The sequence below is a fragment of the Frankia sp. CcI49 genome, assembly GCF_001983215.1.
Classification (GTDB): Bacteria; Actinomycetota; Actinomycetes; order Frankiales; family Frankiaceae; genus Parafrankia; species Parafrankia irregularis.
Window position 1 is genome coordinate 110,384 of the sequence record NZ_MOWP01000032.1, and the last position, 17,953, is coordinate 128,336.

Sequence of the window (17,953 nt, forward strand, 5' to 3'; positions counted from 1 at the left end):
ACCTCGCCTGTCAAGCGAGGGTTCGTTTGAGTTACCAGTTTCGCCCTATGATGTGGGGCTACATCCCCATCCTCCCACCCATGGCGAGGTCGCAATGTGACCCAATTTGATTCAAAGCCAATCAGAGGCGGGTCGTGATGCCGCAGCCGATCCTCTTCGTGTCCCACGCGGCGGATGACCAGCAGTGGGCCGAGTGGATCAGCTACCAGCTGACGCACGCCGGCTACACCGTCGAACTGGGCGCCTGGGAGTGGACCGCCGGCCAGGACTTCGTCGCCGCCATGCAACAGGCGCTCCAGCGGGCGGACCACGTGGTCGCGCTCTACTCCGAGGCCTACTTCTCCCACCCCTACGCCCAGGCCGAGCATCGGGCCGCCTTCACGGCGTCCGTCACCGGCCGGACCGGCGGCATCCTCCCCGTACGCGTGGAGGAGTGCGTCATCCCGCCGCTGTACGCCAGTCTCGTGCATATCGACCTCGCCGGGCTCGACGAGGACACCGCAGCCCGGCGACTACTCAGCGGCGTGCGCCGCGCCGCCGGTACGCCGGGTCCGACGAGCCGGCCAGCGTTCCCGTCCGGCACGGCCCGCTGGCCGGCAGCCACCGAGACGACCATGACCGATCAACCGACATCGCGGCCGCCCGTCTGGAACCTGCCGCGGCGCAATCCGTTCTTCGTCGGCCGCGGCGACCTACTCCACCGCCTCCAACACCTGCTACGTCCTCCGACGGGTGGCGAGGCCGGCCACGGCTCCGCCATCGTGCCACTGGTCGGGATGGGGGGTGTCGGCAAAACCCAGCTCGCCTGCGAGTACGTCCACCGCCACGGCGGCGGGTTCCAGGTGGTCTGGTTCGTCGACGCTGGCAGCCCATCCCGTGCCGAGACCTGCCTGCTCGAGCTGGCCGCCGCATTACGGCTGCCCGTGGCCGGGCCACGGCGACTAGTGATCCACCAGTTGTGGGGCGTCCTCGGTCGGCGCACCGACTGGATCATGATCTACGATGGCGTCGGCGAGCCCGGCCACCTTGCGGCGCTGACACCACCGGACAGCGGCCGCGTCCTCGTGACCACCAGGAACGCGGCGATCGCCCAGATCGCGCCGGCCCTGATCGAGGTCCGGGAGTTCGCCCGGCCCGAGTCCGTTCTGCTCCTGGCACGGCATTGCCCGTCGGTCGCGTCCCGCGACGCCGACCGCGTCGCCGCCGCGCTCGGCGACCTGCCGCTCGCGCTCGAGCAGGCCGGCTGCTTCCTCGCGGAAACCGGTCTGCACCCGGATGACTACCTGCGTGTTCTGGATGACCAGCCGGCCGCCGCCGGCCTGTCCGATCCCACCGTCGACCGCCATCCCGGCCTGGTCGCGGTCGTCGCCGCGAGCCGGCAAAGGCTACTGCGGGCCAATCCGGACGCCGCGCGGACACTCGACGAGATGGCGTTCCTGGCAGCGGAACCGCTACCGCTGACCCCCGCGGACGCCTGCCTCGGGCCAGACCGCTATGGAATCCAGGTCGCCGGGGCGTCGGGGACGGCCGCGTTCATCCGTCACGTCACCCGCCTCGGCCTCGCCCGGCGGACCGGGACGTCCCTGCGGATCCACCCGCTCGTCCAGGCGCTCCTGCGGTCAGCCCGGTCCGCACCGGCCCGAGCCGACTCCCTGCGTGGCGCCCAGCATCTGCTGGCCAGCGCGGACGTCGCGGAGCTCGACGTCTCCGACGCCCGCAGCTGGCCCGCCTACGCCGCGCTCGAACCGCACGTCCAAGCACTGGCCGCGCACCTGGACCAGACCGGCCAGCTCGCCGGCGCGGAGGTCGGGCCCTTCCGTGCGCTCCTCCTCCGGACCGCCTCCTACCTGTTCGTCTCGGCGCAATACCAGCGCGGGCGTGACCTCGCCCAACGGGCGCGGCACCGTTGGCAGCGGCGGCTGGGCCCGGACAACCCGGACACCCTCGCCGCGGCGCACATTCTCGGCGCGATCCTGGGCGACGGGTTCGACGAGCACGCCGCGGCCCGCGACCTCCTGCGGGACACTCTGGCCAGACAGCGCGAGACGCTCGGCGGGCACCACCCCGACACGCTTCGGACCGCCTGGATCCTGGCGTACACACTCGGCGAGATTGGCGACCACGCCGCCGCTCGACGCCACCACGAGGAGACCCTTGCCCAGCAACGCCGGCTGCTCGGTGGCGATCATCGCGACACGTTGCTGTCCGCGCACAGCATGGGGTACCTGCTGACCTCGACCGGTGACCACGCCCTCGCGCGCGACCTGCTCCAGGACACCCTCACCCGTCGCCGACGGGTCCTGGGCGACCGCCACCCCGACACCCTGAGGACGGCCGCCGTCCTCGGGATCGCGCTGCGCGGCACCGGCGACCACACGGCCGCGCGCGACCTGCATGGAAACGCCTTCGACGCGGCACTCGAAGAGCTCGGATACGCGCATCCGGTGACGCTGTTCAGCGGCCTTCACCTCGCGCTCGACCTCGTCGCCGCGGGCGAGCCGGACCTCAGCCGGACGACCCTTGCCCGAGCCCTGCACGGGCCAGGAGAGGCCCGCGCGTCGATATCTCCGGACGATCACTGGATCAACCGTCACCGAGACGAGATCCGCCGGGTTTTTCCGGATTCCGACGACCTGAAGGAGATCCAGAACAACTGAACATCACTCATCAGCAACTGATCACCAATCCCGTCGCGGGTCGGACCAGTTCAGACGGGCCGGCAGGCGGACCGTGCCAACGCTCGCGAGACCGGGAGCCGGGCAGACGGTCCGGCACAGTGAACGGCCGCCCCCGCCCGTCCACCATGACCTCGAACGAGAGCACCGGCATCGCGTCGGGCCGGAAGCCGGCCGCCGCCATGGCGCCAGACCTCATCGGGATATCAGATCTTGATCCGTGGGGCGCGACCGCCAAATTCGAGGAGGCCGACTTCCGCCCCGTCGAGGTAAGCGACCAGCCGTGCCACGTCACCGCGACCGGTGGGGAGCCTCGGGAGGGATCCGCACGGCGCCGATGTCGGCCAGGGCAGGGCGGCGTGAGAAGTCCGGGCAACGACTCACCCTTGGCCATCAAGATCACGGGTGGGCGATCACTTAGTCAGGTCAGCAGCGCACTGATTGACCAATGCCAGACACTACGCTCGGTAATGGACACACATGGGCGCGCTTGGGGATCGAACCAAACGATCAATGCCCCGACCTGGACATCTTCCATTCGATCAACCATCGGATCTCATAGAAAATACCTATTTACCCAGGTCAGGGCATTGTTACGCATCGTGGTGGACCTGACGCACCACAATAAGAACCGCCTGATCTTGGTACATGGTCCGGAGATCGCGATCCGACCGGTCTCCACGAGGCTCCTGGCCAGGGATGATGCCCAGTGAGCACCCGGCCAGCAACTTCGCCCGCCACATCGAACACACGTTCCGTAGACCTGGCGGGTCCGAACGGCACCGCCCGCTTGGTGACTGTGATCGCGGGAACCGTGGTCGGGCTGACCTTCCTCTTCGGGCTCGGCAACGTCGCCACACTCGGTATCCGCCTGGGCGTCCCGACCTACGTCGCGATCCTCGTGGCACCCGCCGTCGACCTCTCCGTCGTCGGACTCCTCATCGGCACACGCCACCTCACCCTGCACGGCGGCCCCACCGACGTCATCCGCACGGCACGACGCCTACTGATCTTCGCCAGCGCCGTGACCCTCGCTCTGAACATCGCCGAACCCCTCATCTCCGGCCGCTACGGCAGGGCAGCCTTCGATGCTGTGGGCCCACTCCTCCTTATCGGGTGGGCGGAGGTCGGCCCCGGCCTCCTTCAAGCCATCCAGAGCACTTCCCGGTTCCCGGCGTTTCACCCAGGGAGCAGGGTAGAAGGGTCCGACCAGCCGCAGATGGCGGCGGCCCCGGACCGAAGCACCACCCAAGGCCGGCGGAAGGCGACAGACGCTGCATCGCGTCAGACAAAACGGGAGGCCCGCCAGCAGGATCTTCTCCACAGAGCCCGCGCTGAGGACGTCCTCCACTGGCAACACCACCAGCGCCCCATTTCTGCAGAGACGCTACGCAAGCGACTTCACATAGGCGCAGAAACCGCCCGCGGCCTTGTCGCTGAACTTCGTAGTAACACCCGGGTCGCGCTCGATAGCCAAGGCGAGGCCGCGCCCACATAGAGGCTGCCCGCGGCGGCAGTCCCGAAGGAGACCTCGGTTTACGGTCAACCAATCGGCGGCGATGAGATTCGCCTCGAAAAGGGCGGTGCATGTCGGATTCGCTCCACGTAGCACGACACGAGTCAGCTCGACACCAGCCAGTCGGGTATTGGCGAGATTCGCCTGGGCCGGTCAAACGTCGCAATCTCCAGAGAACCGGCGCCCCTGTGGGGGCGAGCCGGGGCCACATCATTACAGAGCCAGCGTTGCAGCTGACCGTGTGCGTCAAGAGGACGTTCGCTGAATGCTGAGGCGCCACGGGCGTCCGGGCGCGGCGGTTTCGTCGGCGATCAGTGTGGAGCCGGATCTACCGATCCGGGCGGCGAACGCATAACGCGTCGACAGCGGAGGCAGCCTCGTGCCGGTCAGCCGGCAAGGCCCGAGGCGATGGAACCGTCCGGGTTGAGACCCAACCGCCATAGCCGTTCCGCCTCGGACCTGCGTCCTTGCTTGTCAAGCAGCTTGATGAGCTGGCCGTGGGCGTACAGATCGCCGGCGTTGACGAGGCCTCGCACGATCTGTTCGGCTTCCGTGAGCCTTCCGTGCTCAGTAAGCAGGTTGGCCAGCCGGAACTCGGCAATGTCGTCGCCGGTGTCGGCGAGGACCCGCAGGAGGTGTTCGGCTTCCGGCAATTGGCCGCGCTCGGCGAGGATGCTGGCCAGCTGACGGGCCGCTGCTCCGTCGCCGGTGTCGGCGCGGGCCCGAAGGCCATCGACGTCCCCAAGCTCGGCAAGATAGTGCGCCAGCTGCTCGGCAGCATCCCGGTCACCCGCGTCGGCAGGGCCCCGCAGCTTGTTCACCATATTCTGCGCTAACGCCTTGCCCGCCCAGTAGATCAGCGTGTCGGTGTCGGCCATCTCTCCTTCGGCCCGCAATTCGTCCTGCCAGAAGGCGGCTTCTACGTCGCCGGGGTGGGCGCGGAACCGCAGACCGTCAACGTTTTCACGTTCGGCCAGCAGACGGGCCAGCGCGCCTTTTGCTGACCAGCTTGCTGACCAGGCGTTGGCGCCGGCGAGCGCCCGGAGCCCGTCCACGTCCCCGCGCCAGGTAAGCAGCCTGATCAGGTTGTTCACGGCAGGTCTGTACAGGTCGATCAGCAGCAGCAAGTCCAGATCGGACTGGTCTCCAGGATCAGCGGCTAGCTGGAGTAGGGGCTCCGCGGCTCGCCGGAAGAAGAGGACCGCATGTCGGTAGAGGAATCGCCTCTCGGCGCTCGCCGCGAACCTGGCCGCGTCGTTCGGCGTGGCGTGCGCAGCCAGGGCATCCCAGAGGGTGGCGGCGGCCGGAAGGGTCCGACGCAAGCCGCGGGCGTGTTGTTCGAGGTAGTCGACGAGCCGGTAACAGGGCTGTGCTGGAACCGGCTGCCCGGAGCGAGGGCGGATCGGGGTCAGTGGGCCCCGGGCACCATGGCAGGGCACGGCGGTGTAGCCGAGGGCCTGGTCGAACCAGTCGTTGTCAAGGGCATCCCTCTGCTGGTCGGTGAGGTAGCCGGGTGCGGCGTTCTCGAGCAGGGCGCGGGGCAGGTCCGGGCCATGGCCGAGGCGGCGGGCGTCCATCGCTGCCTCGATCACCGCCCGCGCTGCCGGTGGGGCGGTGTCGTAACGGGCAAGCAGCTCGGGTGCGCTGGCAAGATACTGGGTGATCTGGCCGTCAGCCGCGTGGACTTGCGCGTCGGCCAACCGCGGGTCGCTGCCGGCCGTAGCCTGCAAGGCAGCGATTTCCTGCGCGGTGAACCTGGTCGGCACGGTGAGATGCTTGCCGGCAAGAAAATTTCGGGCCTGAGCATGCGGGTCCGCCTGGCCCGGCCGTGGAGGATGAGTCAAGGCCGCCCAGTATTCGGGCCAGATCGTGCCCAGGACCAGTACCGGGCCGCGGTCCGGATCGCCCAGCAGCTCGCGGAGCCCGGCGGCGACCTGCTCGCCAAGCTCTTCCGGGCCGGCACGCAAGTAGTGCTGGGTCTCGTCCAGCCAGACCACAGTGCGCGCTCCGATGAGCGTCAACCTGTCTCTGGCCATCTCGGGGCTGATCGGGTGCCACAGCCGCCATCCCTCGGGCAGAGTTTGCACGGCCTCCCAGCAGGCCCTCGTCTTGCCCGTTGACGACTCGCCCACCAGCACCGCTATGACGCTGGCCCCACCGGCCGCGCGGGCAACGAGCTTCCGAAGTTCTGCATCGTGCTTCCGGACAATGTAAGCGGGCAGCGGAGGCAGACCCGCGGCGGCCGCCCCGGCGTCGATCGCTGGGTGCACCCCCAGCGCGAAGGGGTCGGCCAGTCCGCGGACCGGCCAGCCACGGCCCTCCCCGCCGGGCCGACGTCGTGCGGGATCATCGGTGGCGCCGGTCGCCGCGAAGACCTCGTTTGCCGGGTAGGCTGCGGCAGCCTCGGCCAGTAGTCGCCGTCGGCCGTCGGGCACGGCGCCGGAGCCCAGCAGCCGGGACACCTCGCCCCAGAAAATCCGGGCTGTTTCCCAGCCCGGATGGTCCGCCCGGTCGAGCCCGGCGGATTCGAGCAGGTGCCGTGCCGCCACCGGCTCAAAAAACGCCCCGGCCAGCGCGTCAATCTCGTCGTCGGACAGGCCTTCGGCCACCGATCACCCCCGGCACGAGCCCACGTGAACGGCCCGGTCCGCCACGCTCCGGGCATCCTCCCAGTTTCGCGGACTGGACGTGGAGACCCGTCACGGGGTGTAAGGCCCGCATTCGCGACAACATGCCGAAATCGAGCAGGCCGCCACGGACCTGAGGACTCGGACGGCCCTACGTCGGCAACCTGGCCGCAGAGTATGCCTGCCAAGCCCCGAAGCCGCACGGCTTCATCAAGATCGCCCAGTACAATCCAGCGAAGATTCCTACGTGCATCGGCATTGGACTCGAGCCCGCCGGCTAAAGATCGACCGCGCCTTCGTGACCAGCGGCCTGCGGGTTGGGGATGCTTGGAGTACCTCGGAGGCGCCGGCGTGACGGTGGCCGCCCGATTCCCCCTGTCGATCGGGTGAGTTCAGGAACTCCTGTGCGCAGCGGTGCGTACTGTTCGGCGTACGTCGTTGCTCAGGATTGCTTCGACCTCGGGGTGTGGGTTGTTCCGCAGCGCCTGCGCCAACGAAAGCCGGACGGAGCCGTTCTTGTCTTTTGCGAATCTAGCGCCGACCGCTGGGTCGCGGTGGTCGCTTCGTGCCCACTTGATCGCGGCGATCGCCCGAATGCCGGCCGATGGGTGGCCTGTGCCAGGTCCTGGTCCGATGTGGAACTGTTCGAACGGGATCTGGGCGAGGGCTTTGCCGATGGTGTCGGCCGAGCTGTCATCGACGCCAGCAAGCAAAGTGTCCGCCAGCTGCTGAACTGTCTCGTAGTCAGCGTCGCTTGTCGCGAGTGCCGCGGCGGCCCACAGGGCAGCAGGGGCGATCAGCGAGCTGTCGCCGAGTTTGATCCGTATCCGCGCTAGTAGGTCGTCCTTGCCGTGCGGGTTCCAGTCGGAGGTGCTGGGGTCGTACCGGCCGGCTGCTAGCGCTGCGACGGTGTGGAACGCCGAGGTTCGCGCCTCGTCCGGGAGGCTGCGGGCGATGGTCATCACTGCCTGCAGTGCGGTTTCCCGGTCTGTCGCGGACTGCTGTGGGTCGCGGGCCAGGGTGAGCATCGCCGCGGCGAATGCCTCCGTCTCGGCCTCGCCAAGTGTCGTGACGAGGAGGGCTACCCCTTGAGGATCCAGTTCGGTGCCGCCAGCTACGCCTCCCGAGTGAACCGCCTTGTGATACATCGTCCAGGCCAGGTCGGCGGCAGGGGTTGTGTCGGCATCAGCGACTACCAGGGCAAGCGCTGCCTGAACGTTGCCGGCGCGCGCTTGGTCTGACAGATGTCGTTCCACGTCGCGGACTCGGCTTCGCAGGAGCGGTCCGCCGTGGCTCAGGAACCTGTGGCCCAGCTGGGCATTGAGGACGAGGCCCGCGCAGAGTTGCTCGAATGCCTCGTCGCCAGTTTCTCCGCTCCGGCGGGCCAGCGTGAGGAGCAGGTCGACCTGGTCCTCGTCGGTGCGGCGGTAGGCCCCTGGCTCTCTTGGGATAAGTACCTTCGTGTGATCAAGGATCTGGTGCGTCTGAGTCTCGTCTGCCAACCCCGCGAGGTTGGCGGTGGCCCGGAAGGCCGCAAGGTACCGGTCCCGTGCGAGTACTGACGTCTTGGGGAGGAGCGGGTCCTTGAGCTCTGTCAATGCCAGTGCGAGCCATTCCTTCCCGTTGTCGTCGGTGATCCTGTCGGCGAGCCGGGCGACGAGGTTGTAAGCTTCCTCTGCCTCCCAGGGCGCGCCATCGAGCAGGATGGTGGGCAGCACGATCGCGGCTTCTTTGAACCTGCTCCTGATCTTTTTGAGTTCCTTACGCGAGTTGCTCTTCAAATAGTGCTCGGAGGCCAGAAGCGGATCGCCGGCTTCCTCGAACAGTCGCCCAAAGTTCTCGTGGGCAGTAAGCTCGCCGTTCCAGTCGCCGATCACAGTCGAGTGCCAGAGCAACTGGTGAAGGGCCTCGAAAGCATCGTGCCATTTGCCGCTGACCATTCGGTCGAGAACCCGCTCGCGCATCGGGAATGGCCGTCGCAGCACCGACCGATCGCCCCGCACTCGTGCCGCCTGGGCGACGCGGTGGTACTCGTTCGGGTCACCATTGCTCCCGAAGGATCGGCCATAGAGCGCGAGCACGGTGCGGGCGGCATACAGCCAGTCAGCCGCGTCACTGTTGAGCTTCTTCTTCGCGGCCAGACTGGCCGCTTCCTCCCAGCGCTCGACGGCGTGGTCTGGCTGCTCCGACAGGGCCAAGTAGCGGGCATGCCTTGCCAGCACCCAGGCCCGAATCGGCTTCGCGTACTCGCGTTTGGCCTTTCTCGCCAATTTCGGCCATTCTCCCGAAGCATCAGCGAGGCACATCAGTAGGCGAACGACGGCCTCCGCCGTGTTTCCGGAATCTGGCGCATCCTCGGCGAGTCGCCGAAGGCGGCCGGCGCGAGCCCGGACGATGTCCAGCCGTCGCCAGGCCACGGCGCGTTCGGCGAGCAGAAGCGCGGCCTCGAACTCGCCTTGATCACCGGAGTGCAGATCGTCGAAGGCCATCGCCACAGCATCGAGAGTCGTATCGCGCTCGCGGCCGAACTCAACTGCCTTAGCCAGCGCGATCGCGGATCTTCTTATCGGCTCGTCAAGTTGACTCTCGATCTTTGCTAGGTCTGCCGCCTCCGACATGGTGCCCCACTGGTCACACCGTTGGAGGAGCCGCCAACCGAGCGCGATCCTCACCACGGCCGCGTCGTTGGAGCGGCCTGCAGCTTGCAGCGTCGATGCCTGGCGGCTTCGGAATCCGTCCGCGTGTAGGTGAAATGAGGAAAGATCCAGTTGCGCGGCAATCGAGGCGAATAGTTCTGCGGCCCGCTCGGGATCACTCGCCATCAGCTTCGTCGCCTCGGCCACCTTTTCAGTAAGTCCGTGCGCGACAAGCGTGTCCTTCAGTATCGCGTCCGCGACGAAGTTTCTTCCGCCGAGAGGAATCGCTTCGTGCCTGCTTTCGCCCGAGAGATAGGTGTCAGCGAGTCGTCCAACGGTCGGATCTCCGGGAAACTCATCGCGCATCTTTGCGATGAGTTTCCGATGTGGATCGACGATAATTCCGAACTCAAGTTTGGCGAGCATCTGGTTCCACCAGATTATGGAGGTCGCCGACTCCCAGGATGGGCGGCGCCCGGCAGGCACATCAAGCGCGTCGAGAAACCAATTCGCGCCGACGGGCTCGCCGTACCGCTCAGCACACAGATTTAGGATCGCGTCGCGGTCTTTCTTGGAAATCACGGCGCCGGCCGGTGGGCCGATTCGGTCGCGCTGTTCCGGTACCTGACTCCCATCGCTCATCCGGCGCCCCGTGCCCGGGGAGGTAGCAGTAGAGGGCTGCGGAGGCCGTACGAGGTGATGGTAAACGTGTCGCGGACTCGGGCAGCGGCTACAAAGAGGAGGGAGCAGGATTTGCGGAGTTCGTGGATGTAGCGGGTGGGGTCGTCGGTGGCGTGGCGGTGGATTGCGGCTCTGGGGATGATGCCGTCGCTGACGGCGATGATGGCGAGGTTCTGGCAATCGAGGGCCTTGAAACGGCGCTCGGTACCGACGTAGATCTCACCGCCCCTTTGAGGGCCGTCCTTGGTGAGCTCGGCGCAGGTGTGGCCGTGGGCGGTCAGGTGGTCGATGGCGTGGGCGACGAGGTCGGCGACGCATACCGCGATGCCGCCGGTCGGGTCGGTGGGGGTTCCGTCCGTCGACGTGGACAGGTCAGTGCGCCAGCCCTTCGGGGCTGCGCCGCGCCGGATCACGCCCGCAGGACCGTGATCGTGCGGCCGGTGGGGGTGAGCGCGGTGCCGAACTGGGTGTGTTCGCCGTGGTCGGGAACGTCTGGCAATCGTGACACCGCTGGGACCATGTAATCGAGCTGGCGCAGGCACGGCCCGGCCGTCTGGAAGCGGCGAACCATCGATCGTCACACTCCTCGGCCAGACGACACCGATCACGACGCCTCAACCCTACGCATTTATCACCTATCACCACGGCCAACAGGCGATCTCATCCGGTTGCGCTGCGGGGGTGTCGAGGCTGTGCGCGCGAGCGCCAGATCTCTCCTGTCCCGCGCGTTAGGTCGGCGAACGAGGCCCACGGGCACGAATCGGCTGGCCTCGGCGAGGCAGCTCTACGCATCCGCGATCATCGCCGCCGCAGCCGCTTGCTCCGGCGCTCACGATCTTTTTTCCGAGGGGTCACGTCACCCACCGCCATCACTCGGGGTACCCATTCCGCCGGACCCCAGGCCCGCGTGTCGGGCCGGAACCACCGTTCGCGCAACAGGCTCGCACCCGAGACCGCAATTTCGCTATTCCTGGCTACCTAGAGTGATATCGCTGGCTTCGTGATAGCCGAGGTCGATCAGTCGGATTCGTAGCCGGTGGAAGCCATCGTCGATCGGAAGGAGGGCGGAGGCCCGGAGGACCTCGATCGCTTTCTGCGCGGCGTGGTGACGTTCCCAGGGCTCGCCGCTGTCGAGGAGCCGTAGCAGGATCTCGCGGGTCGTCGGGCTTGGCCCGACAGTCGCCGCACGGTCGGCCACGGAGATCGCGTTGTCGATACGTCCGTTGGTGGTCGCGAGCGTGCGAGCGGTGAGGTGGGCCCATTGGTCGTCGTCAACGTTGGTCACAAAGGCCCACCGTCCGAGGCCGGGGAGCGCCTGCTCGGGAATGGTGGTCAGGCCAGGGTCGAGGAGCCGGGTCCAGAATCGGACTGCACGGACGAGAAATGGCGAGTCCGATTCCGCATTCTGCACATTGAACGCGACGTCTTCCGCTGCGGAGGCCAAGACGGCCGGCACCTTCCGTAGTTGGTGAATGACTTCGTCCTGGTCGTAGCCGTCCATTTCATTTAGGGTTGCCACCACGATCTGCCTGACGGCGTTATTGATGCCTCTTAGAGCGGCGTCGAAGAGCTCTGCATTGAACCTCCGGTACAGCCAAGGCGTGGGGCGCGCCCACCGGATGGTGAGGTCGAACGTCTCACGGGCTAGATCCCCGTCGCGGAACAGCGCGGAAGCGCTTGCTTCTAGCCACGATCCGGCGATGTTCTCGAGGAGAGGGCGGTGTGCGGCGAGAACAGCCCGGAACTCCAGCCCGATAGCGCCGGGTACCCGAATGACGGCGCCGAGTTCACATTCGAACTCGGGTCGGACCGCGCCCCGGTGGCGAAATTCCCACGCGGCCAGGGGCAGCATGGCCATTAGAGCATGCCCCCAGGGGCGGTTCATCGCGCTGGCAAGTGGGTCGTACCCTTCGAGCAACAGCTCGCCGCTTGAGTCCGGTGTGTCCCGCAGGAGGACTGTCGTCCATTTCCACAGATCGTCTAGATTAGCGGAAATTTCTGCGTCTGCATTGGCCAGAGCCGCTGCGAGATCGAGGATCGCTTCGTGGACCCCGACCAGGTTCGAAGCGCTGTGAGATGGCCTCTCGTCGATCGGGATTCGGCCGTCGAGGAGTGTTCGCGCGTAGCCAGCCGCCCCGAGCACTATGGAAGCCTGCGGAATAATATCGGCCGCCGTGTCCACCAGCGCGCGAAAATAATGCTCTATGTAAATTGGCTCGCGAAGTCTCGTCACGACCGCCACGGGATCGACGCACCAATTCGCCGGATCTCCCTTAACGGCGACCTGGAGGGCTCGAGCCAGCTCGAGGGGGCCAGGAGAGAAAAAGCGGTCGTTAGCGTCTGGCTGCCAGGCAGCGACGAGTTCCGCGACCTCAAGCGTCGGCAAAGCCGCCAACTGATCGGGTGTGTAGGGAGATCGTCCGAAAGTCCACGCTGCCCCTGCAGTCCGGGCACGGCTAAAATCGGCCGTGTTTAGCTTTCCGTGGCGGCGGGTCACGTAGCCGATGGGCTCCTGCCAGCCCGCCAGTACGTGGTCGGGAAGAATGGCCGCCCAGCGCCAAGCGCGGAACCAGTCCTCGGGGATCGTATCCTCACCGTCGGCTGGAGACGTGGAGGGGGTACCGAGCACGCTGATCCAACTGGCGAGGTCGTCTGGGTCCGGATTACGTGACTGGATGTCTGCCACCAGCGCGAGGTCGTCGCCGGTGGCCGTCGGCGACTTCAGCCGACGGGCGATGTGGGCGATCTTCTTCGCCACGCCGACATCGTCCGCTCCCGCTAGGACCTGGCAGTGGATGCGTTCGCCGAGCTCTCCCGTCATATTCCCCAGCCACCCCTGCTGCACCGAGGTCTGCACATCGAAGCTGCGAGCCTTCGACAGAACCCGCACCAGGTGGTGCGCCAGCAGCACAAGAGGTTCGGGATGGTCCCCGGGATAGGCGGTCAGCGACTCGATACCGATCACGACGTACTTGGACTCAGGATCACGGCTGCGGCGTCGAGTCTTCCCCGCCAGCATCCGCGCCCGCGCCTCCACGTTCCCCGCCGTGATCCCAGCCTGCAGGTGGTCGAGCAGCGTCGTGGCGTAATAGTTGTCGCCGTCCCGGAATCGTTCGATGTCGTTCAGCACGCTGTCGGCCACACGCTCGACGATCCGGTCGGCAGGATCAGCCTTTCCCGCGACATCCACGCTGAGCGCGCGTACACCCGCCAGGTCGCCGTGCTGCCGGACCACCGTTACCACCACGTCGTGCCCGGCGGACCCGAGTTGAACGGCTACCCGCAACACCTCGAACCGCGCACCCGCCCGTTCGTCGACTGGCAGCCTCGTCGTGTCTGTGAGCACGTGACCCAAGAACTCGGCTACCTTCTGCGGCCACGTCCGGCCCAGTCCTTCGAGAAGCGCTGCGACTGGCCACGGCGTCGGACGGGACTGCAACGGTGCCCCGTCGGCAAGACGGAGGGGCTCAAGCCATGCGGGATCAGCAAGCTCGCTGAAAAACAGCCGGAGATGGTGGTCGTTAGTGGCCAGGCGTTCCAACGCCGCGATCTGGTCTTGTCCTCGCCACGGCTCCGCGGCCAGTGAGCGGATCGCGTTGACCACCTCGTCGGGTGGGGTGAACACGCGGATGAACCAGGCGACCGTCCGGGCGAGCAGAACTTCGGCTTCGGCGAGCGCCACCTGTGTGTGTACGGCGCCATTCGCCTTTTTGCGTAGCTCGCCGTACTCCTGCAAAGGATCACCGCGACGAGACGCCGGGCTGACACCGGCCCGGTCGCGCAGGTAGCTCAGTAGTTTCCGGGTGTGGTAGGAGGCACGAGACTCGTCGGCTTCAGCCCTGGCCAGTACCTCCTCCAGCGCTTCACGCGCCGCGGTCGTGTCCGCGTCGGGTTGAGCCGTCTCTACTTTGAACCGTCGCCACGCATCCATGACCGCCGGGAGTCCGCCATCAGCAGCGTCCTCGCGGTCCTCCACTACCGCGTTCAGTGCCTCTCGAACGTTGTATGCCGCACTCTCGGCCAATCGGAGACTGCCGTCGTCGGCCATCGCTTGCCCGATCAGTATCTCGGCCGTGCGCAGACAACGGACGATCTTCTCGGCAGGCTCACCCAGCTCCGAGCGAAGACGTTCAGCAACATTCCCCGGGAGTCCCGGAACAGGTTCGTCATCGGGCGTGCCGCTCACGTCTCGACAGTACGCGCCGACCGGGAGTCCGCCTCTGGGGGCTCTCGTCTGTGCGTAGCCACCGGCATGACCACGCCCGGCGAAATGGCACACGGATGGTGACTCCGTGTAAGTTGGGCTGGGTTATGTCGTGAGGCCTTGTAGCCCCGGCAGCGCGACGCGGATCGCATCGAGTGCCTGACCTGGCCCTTGGGTAAACGATCGGATCCACGGCCGTTGGAAGCCTATTCGTCATGGTCTCTGTGTTCAGGCCGAGCACCATGCAGCTTTTCACAGCCACCGCGACCGGCCGGCCTGGTACGCGCCGGCTTCCGCCGATCCCGGCCGACAAGGCTCGAGACTATCGATGTCGCCCAGGTGTGAACCGGCTCACCGCTTCTTGGCCCTTGGCTGTCGGAGCGGTAGGCAGGAGGGCGGGCACGGGCCAACGGTCACGAAGGGCGCGAGCGCGGGCGGCGAGCACGCCCAGGCGGCTGTCACGTGCCGCGTCGCTGTCTGTCGACCGTAGCGCCTCTGTCATGCGACCGGCCAGGGTGAGGATTCGTCGGATTGGCCGGTGGGCGGTGTGTGGGAGCACCGCGGCCGTCGCTTCCAGACCTGCGGTGGTCATGACGAGATGCTCGGCGAGGACGTGGTGACCGACGCCGGCTTCCGAGTGGAGGGCCCCGCGCATCTCGTCGAACGCCACGACGAGGTCGTTGACGGCGAACCAGGCCGCCGCCCTGGCAGCATCCTGCGGTGTCCCGGAGGCGCACCGGGCGGCGGCGAGCAGGGGCAGGAAGGTACTGGGCGTCTGACCGACGCTCAGGTCGTTCGTGGATTTCCGAGCCGTCCACGCCGCGTCGAGTACCGACCGGTCGACGTCGAAGACGGGTGCTTGACGGCCGTCCCTGACGGTGACCGTGACGCGCACCGCGTCGGCCAKGTACTGGGACGCCCTAAGTATCGCCTCGCAGCAGTCGGCGACCTGGTCGGCTGGCAGCACGGCGAGGTCCACCACGAACTCGCCGTGCTCGTAGCGGTAGCCCATCACGTGCAGGCCGAACCCGCCAAAAGCAGCCACAGCACGGTGCTCGTCGAGGATGCGGGTTCTGGTCTCGGGACCCGGCGAGTCCAGCAGACCGCCGAGTTCGGGTGAGGCCGCTCGTGCGCATGCCCACCCGGACTCGGCACCGCTCATGAACGAGTATGCCTGGTCGGTCGCCGCCCTCAACTCCTCACGGGTCACCGTACTGTCGCCGATCGTGAGTCGCTGGTTGGCGTCATCCCACGCGTAGTCCTCGTGCGCGGCCGCGTTCCGGGCGATGCTCAGGATCGGTGCCGCGGCGCTGGCCAGAAGAGGATGGCCGTCGCTGACCTCAGCCAGGAGCAGGTCATTGTAGCCGCTGGACCCGGGCTCGATCACGCTCATCCCGGGACCGAGCCCGGTCTGTTCGATCATCCGAGCCCCTGCAGGGTGATACCGGAGCCGAGAGCACTGATGTCCGGCTTCGCCTCAACCAGGTCGACCGAGACTCCCCCTTCGGCCAGCAGGATCGCCGCAGTTGTACCGGCTAGGCCGGCGCCCACGACAAGCACGGATTGGACGGCTGGCATACACACCGAGAGACGGTGGTTGTGGTGACGCTCCACCACTCTCGACACCAGCCGACCATAAAGGAACAGCTTTTTTGCTATGCAGCATATTTGCGATACTTATGCCCGCGAGTCGTCACGGGCAGGCCGCCACACCCTCGGCCCGTGCCGCAGAGGGAGGGGCGCGCCAGATCGAAGCCAGACGAGCCTCTGCCAGCGGAAAGTCAGCGACGCTCACTGGACTTCGCGGCCGCCGCCGAGCATGAGTGTCGCGCCGGTCAGATACCGCATATCGTCACCTACCAGCGAGACGACAGCTCGCCCGATGTCGGCCTCAGGATCCCCAAACCGGCCCAGAGGAATCTCCCGCATCACGGCCGCGAAGCGTTCCGGGTGGGCTTCGCGGAACTCTTCCGACGCCGGTGTCGTGGCAGTCGGGCAGATCACGTTCACCCGGATTCCGTAGCGTCCCCACTCACGCGCCGCGACGCGCGAGAGACCCCGGATCGCTTCTTTGGCCATCGCGTAGGAACCGAAGGCGACATCACCGTTGATCGCCGTCGACGAGCCGAAGTTGACGATACTTCCACCACGCGCCTTCATATGCGGAAGGCATGCCTGCATGCAGTGGAGGGTTCCCAGCGCCCCACTGCGCCAGGCCGTGTCGACATCGGCGTCCGTCGTGCGCTCCAGGCGCGCCTGGACCGAGGTCTGGGCATTGTTCACCAGGATGTCCACCGAGCCGAACTCCGCGACCGCCGCTGCCACCATGCGCTCGGAGTCGGCCCGCACACCGACATCGCCAGGCACCGCGAACGCACGGGCCCCCATTTCCGCGAGCTCTTCCACCACCATGTTCAGCGGTTCTGGGCGCCGGCCTGACACGACCACGGCCGCACCCTCGCGCGCCATCGACCGCGCGACGGCCCTCCCGATCCCCTGACCGGCGCCGGTCACCAGCGCGACCCGCCCAGCCAACCGCCCAGTGCTCATCATCAGACCTCCGAGATCGCCGATTCGTCACTCTCGCGGTACGCGGCGGTTCCCGACCTCTGGAAGGCTTTCGCCCCAGGCCATCCAGAGGTCCGGGTGACGGCTCTCCCCCGCCCGCCGCATCAGGCCCTCCTGTTGCGGATTCGGAATCGGACCGAGGTTCATCCGGCCCTTGCGGTCAGGGCTGAGCTGCCAGGCGGCGCCGTCCATCACGACGGAGATCCCGTCATGCCAGTAGCCCCCCGCCGCCCGGGCCACGCCGACGTCCATCGTCGTCGCCGTGCGGACGTTCCCGGCGTCGTCCGCCACCAGCCCGACATGGAAATCGTCGCCGCCGAAGAGGAAATGCCCGATCTCGGTGCGCCCGTCATTCCAGCGAGTGGCCCAGCTGTACCAGGTGAGGTAGCCGACGTCGTGCAGCGGATCCTTCTCGACGTACAGTCGCCCGCCCGGGAGCATGTAGGCTTCTTCGACGAACAGAAAGCCGCTGACCTCGCGGCCCAGAACCATGCCGGAGACCAACCAGGTCTGGGTCGGATAGTAAAGCGCCGCCGCCCGGCCTGGCAGGTACCAGTGCAGCGGGCTGCACACCAGCTCCCCCGACAGGTCGAGAACTCCGTCCTCGACGTAGGAGATGGCCCTGCCGATCTCCGCGCGCATCCCGGCTCGCTCCCCCGCGGCGGCGCTGAGTACCGCGCTTCCGCCAGCGAGGTCACGTGTGACATCGCGGCTGCTCGCGGCTCCCTTGGCCTCGCGGCGGACGCGCAGCTCGTCAGCGCCGTCGAAGGTCGCGAGCACAACCAGTCGATCACCCAGCGAGATCTCCGTGTCGCCCGGCTGCGTTGATCCCGCGGTCGACCCGGCTGGCGTGTTCTGTGTCGGCGGGACGCGGCGCATGAACGAGCAGAGCTCACCGTCGCTGTCGCGGACGGTGCCCCAGAGGTAGGTCCCCTCCTTGGTCAGGCCGAAAGGCTTCCGATCAGTCACCAGGTCCGCCGCCTCGAAGGCCCGCTTTCCGGCGAGTGCGCGGCCGGCGAAGTCCAGCGTTGTCGATGCCATCGGGT

9 protein-coding genes and 1 pseudogene are annotated in these 17,953 nt (G+C 67.1%); 2 read left to right on the plus strand and 8 right to left on the minus strand.

The window, feature by feature from the left end; translation table 11 throughout:
* Positions 1-137: 137 nt before the first annotated feature.
* Positions 138-2,657, plus strand: a complete 2,520-nt coding sequence (gene fxsT / locus CcI49_RS28955; RefSeq protein ID WP_131831234.1) for an FxSxx-COOH system tetratricopeptide repeat protein — start codon at positions 138-140, stop codon at positions 2,655-2,657.
* Between the two features lie 727 nt (positions 2,658-3,384).
* Positions 3,385-4,173: a hypothetical protein gene (locus CcI49_RS28960; protein ID WP_076831480.1), complete on the plus strand. Its 789-nt coding sequence runs from the start codon at positions 3,385-3,387 to the stop codon at positions 4,171-4,173.
* Positions 4,174-4,577: 404 nt separating this feature from the next.
* Here the strand turns inward: CcI49_RS28960 and CcI49_RS28965 are convergent, their stop codons facing one another.
* From CcI49_RS28965 to CcI49_RS29000, 8 genes and pseudogenes are all read right to left on the minus strand, one after another.
* Positions 4,578-6,800 (minus strand): effector-associated domain EAD1-containing protein, encoded by a 2,223-nt coding sequence (locus CcI49_RS28965; protein ID WP_076831483.1) that lies wholly within the window; start codon positions 6,798-6,800, stop codon positions 4,578-4,580.
* Positions 6,801-7,210: 410 nt separating this feature from the next.
* A complete protein-coding gene (locus CcI49_RS28970; RefSeq protein WP_131831236.1) occupies positions 7,211-10,096 on the minus strand; it encodes an effector-associated domain EAD1-containing protein in 2,886 nt (961 codons plus the stop codon).
* Positions 10,093-10,548, minus strand: coding sequence for a hypothetical protein (locus tag CcI49_RS28975; protein WP_076831490.1), 456 nt, complete (start codon positions 10,546-10,548; stop codon positions 10,093-10,095). The genes CcI49_RS28970 and CcI49_RS28975 overlap by 4 nt, the downstream gene beginning before the upstream one ends.
* A gap of 551 nt (positions 10,549-11,099) precedes the next feature.
* Positions 11,100-14,321 carry a hypothetical protein gene (locus CcI49_RS28980; protein ID WP_076831494.1) on the minus strand — a complete coding sequence of 1,074 codons (3,222 nt, stop codon included), beginning with the start codon at positions 14,319-14,321 and terminating at the stop codon, positions 11,100-11,102.
* Between the two features lie 340 nt (positions 14,322-14,661).
* Positions 14,662-15,762 carry a hypothetical protein gene (locus CcI49_RS28985; protein WP_076831497.1) on the minus strand — a complete coding sequence of 367 codons (1,101 nt, stop codon included), beginning with the start codon at positions 15,760-15,762 and terminating at the stop codon, positions 14,662-14,664.
* A 5-nt stretch (positions 15,763-15,767) separates the two neighbouring features.
* Positions 15,768-15,917: pseudogene (locus CcI49_RS44550) on the minus strand (NAD(P)-binding protein); the annotation flags it as partial.
* A gap of 213 nt (positions 15,918-16,130) precedes the next feature.
* Complete coding sequence (locus tag CcI49_RS28995) at positions 16,131-16,889, minus strand: SDR family oxidoreductase (protein ID WP_076831838.1); 759 nt, start codon at positions 16,887-16,889, stop codon at positions 16,131-16,133.
* 27 nt (positions 16,890-16,916) lie between these two features.
* On the minus strand, positions 16,917-17,948 hold the full coding sequence (locus CcI49_RS29000) for a hypothetical protein (RefSeq protein ID WP_076831501.1): 1,032 nt from the start codon (positions 17,946-17,948) through the stop codon (positions 16,917-16,919).
* Between the last annotated feature and the right edge of the window lie 5 nt (positions 17,949-17,953).